Source organism: Arachidicoccus sp. (assembly GCF_050436765.1).
Lineage (GTDB): Bacteria > Bacteroidota > Bacteroidia > Chitinophagales > Chitinophagaceae > Arachidicoccus.
In genome coordinates, this window is record NZ_JBNQGD010000434.1 from 1 (window position 1) to 3034 (window position 3034).

Sequence of the window (3034 nt, forward strand, 5' to 3'; positions counted from 1 at the left end):
AAATATCTTCACCCTATCCGGGATCGCAAGCTCCCGGAATATCCGACGGCATCTTACAATTGGGCTATGATTATCAAAATGTTGTAAATCCAATAGCTAATTATTGGGACGGGACAAACGGTGGCCAGGCAATGTTTAACGCCATCCGTACTTGTAATATATTTTTGGATAATATAGCTAAAGTGCCCGATATGCAGGAGGTAGAGAGGAAAAGATGGATTGCGGAAGTAAAGACCCTTAAGGCTTATTATCATTTTCTATTATTGAGAATGTATGGCCCCATTCCCATCATTAAGGATAATTTTGAAGTCTCTGATGACATTGATAAAGTGCATGTAAAACGCCAACCGGTTGATGACGTTGTAAATTATATCGTTCAATTGATAGACGAGGCGGTCCCCGATTTGCCGCAGTCAATTTCTAACCAACGAGAAGAATTAGGGCGCATTACCAGTGTGATTGCATTGGCCATTAAGGCGAAGACTTTGATATTAGCGGCAAGCCCATTATTTAATGGTAATAGTGATTACGCAGATTTCAAAAATAAGGATGGTGAACAATTAGTAAATACCACTCCGGATAATACAAAATGGACAAAAGCCGCTGCTGCTTGCGAGGACGCCATAAATAGCGCGGATCAGGCCGGCTTCAAATTGTATTATTTCGATAAGCCATTTGATCTAAATGAAATTGGCGATACTACCCAAAAATGCCAGGATATAAGGGGTGCAATCACGCAGGAATGGAACTCCGAAGAAATATGGATGTTCACAAATAGTAATACCAGTCAGTTGCAAAGACTTTGTGCGCCTCGTAATGAAGTATATTCTTATACCTTTGGATTATGGGCTGCGAATATGAATGCTTGTGAAATTTTTTATACAAAAAATGGCGTCCCTATAAATGAAGATCCTTCTTGGGATTATACCAACCGTTACACCAAACTTGTAACTGTACCTGCTGATGAACGCAGTATAATGAAGCCAAACTATATTACTTCGAGTTTTAATATGGATAGAGAATATCGATTCTACGCCGATTTGGTTTTTGATGGGGCATCCTATTTTATGATACAACGTCCAGATGAAACTAATTTACTGTATCTCCCGACTTTGTGGGGGTCACCCTCCACCAGTGGCGGTCTTTCCAGAGTTTCATTTACAGGTTATTATCCGAAAAAATTGGTGAGTTGGAAAACCTCTGGCAGCTCTAATTCTTATACACCGGATGCCTATGGCTGGCCTGCTATAAGGCTTTCCGAATTATATTTAATGTATGCAGAGGCAGTGAATGAGTCGGAAGGACCGGGCCCAAAGGCTTATAAATACCTTGATCTGGTTCGTAAACGTGCCGGTTTAAATGGTGTCGTAGACTCTTGGGCGGCTCACTCCCGTAATCCAATGAAACCAACTACTAAGGATGGCTTGCGCAGCATTATTCAACAGGAAACAATGATTGAGTTCATGTTTGAGGGGAATAATTATTGGAACATGCGTCGTTGGAAGAGACTTGATTTGATGAACCGGCCGGTGACCGGTTGGGACTATCAACAAAGTACTACGGCAGACTTTTATCGGCTAAAGACTATCTACACACCGCATAATACTTATAGGGATTATTTAGCGCCACTAAAAGAATATGACCTAGAGGTAAATCCAAATCTTGTTCAAAATCCCTTGTGGTAAGGGTTACAGTAATCAATAAAAATAATAAATATGAAAAAAATACTGAAAATATCGGTGGGCGTTTCTCTTATTTTGATATTAGGCTACCTTTTTTCCTGTCAAAGAGAAAACAGCACCAACTTGACGCCAATTTATAAGGATAAAACAAAGCCTCCGGTCATCACCAATGTAAAGGTGGATAATATTTCCGGAGGGGCGATAATAACTTATCAAATCCCAGCAGACCCAAGTATTCTGTATGTTCAGGCAGATTTTAAAATTAACGATAAAACTGTTGAGCAGGTAAAATCTTCCTATTATACCGACACTTTAATCCTAAAAGGCTTTGAAAAATCCGCAGATTATGAGGTGAAACTGCATACAGTGAGTAGAAGTGAAGTTGCTTCTGATTCAATAAAAGTTATGATACATCCGCTTACCCCGCCTTATATTGCTGTAGCGCAAAGCTTAAAAATTTCCGGAGATTTTGGGGGCGCGAATGTGCAATTTGATAATCCGTCAGAAGGTGAAATTGCCATAGGTACCTTGGTCGATACAGCAGGTAAACCAGAATATGTTTATACCTCTTATACAAAAGATACAAAAGGTAATTTTTCTATTCGCGGTTTTCAGGCCGGGGAACGCAAATACGGAGCCTATGTTCAAGATCGTTGGGGAAATACCTCCGATACCGTCTGGAGTACAGTTAAATCACTAAATGAAATAACACTTGATCGTACTTTGATGAAAGGCGTAATATTAAGTGGGGATCAAACTGCTTGTTGCGGCTCTTCTATAGATGTTCCTCTTCAAAATGATTACGCAGCAGGAGATTGGGCTTTTTACGGTGTGACTAACCCCGGAGACTCTACGCCCGCGAGAATTACAATAGATATGGGCAAGCCTGTAGTACTTAGTCGTTTTCGTTATTATATGAGAAAAAATGGTGGCGCTGAGTTTCGCAATGGTACATTGCGGTTTTTTAAGGTGTATGGCAGTCTTGTCCCGAATCCCAATGGGGCGCTTGACTCGACTTGGACACAAATTGGCGGCGTTTATGAATTGGTGAAACCCTCGGGATTACCTTATGGTCAGCTTAATTCGGCTGATCAGGCGGAGGTTAATAATGGCACTGAATTTATAATGCCCGCACCTGCTGTACCAATGCGTTACTTCCGATTAGTCATACTACAAAACTTCAGTGGTGGACATACATTGGAAATGGCCTCTATTAAATTTATGGGCGACTATTTATAATAAAAATTATTAAAAAAATGAAGAAGAAATATAATGCCATAGGATTTATCTTAATTTTTCTCGCAGCGATTTCTTGCGCGAAAATGGATCAAGATTACGCGCCTTATTTAAAA

General features: G+C 40.2%; 2 protein-coding genes. Both read left to right on the forward strand.

Features of this window, described 5'->3' with window-relative positions:
- Positions 1–1685, forward strand: a 1685-nt coding sequence (locus ACQR30_RS18310) for a RagB/SusD family nutrient uptake outer membrane protein (RefSeq protein ID WP_429737251.1), incomplete at its 5' end; no start/stop codon positions are given.
- Positions 1686–1715: 30 nt separating this feature from the next.
- Positions 1716–2921, forward strand: coding sequence for a DUF4959 domain-containing protein (locus ACQR30_RS18315; protein WP_429737252.1), 1206 nt, complete (start codon positions 1716–1718; stop codon positions 2919–2921).
- Positions 2922–3034 lie beyond the last annotated feature (113 nt).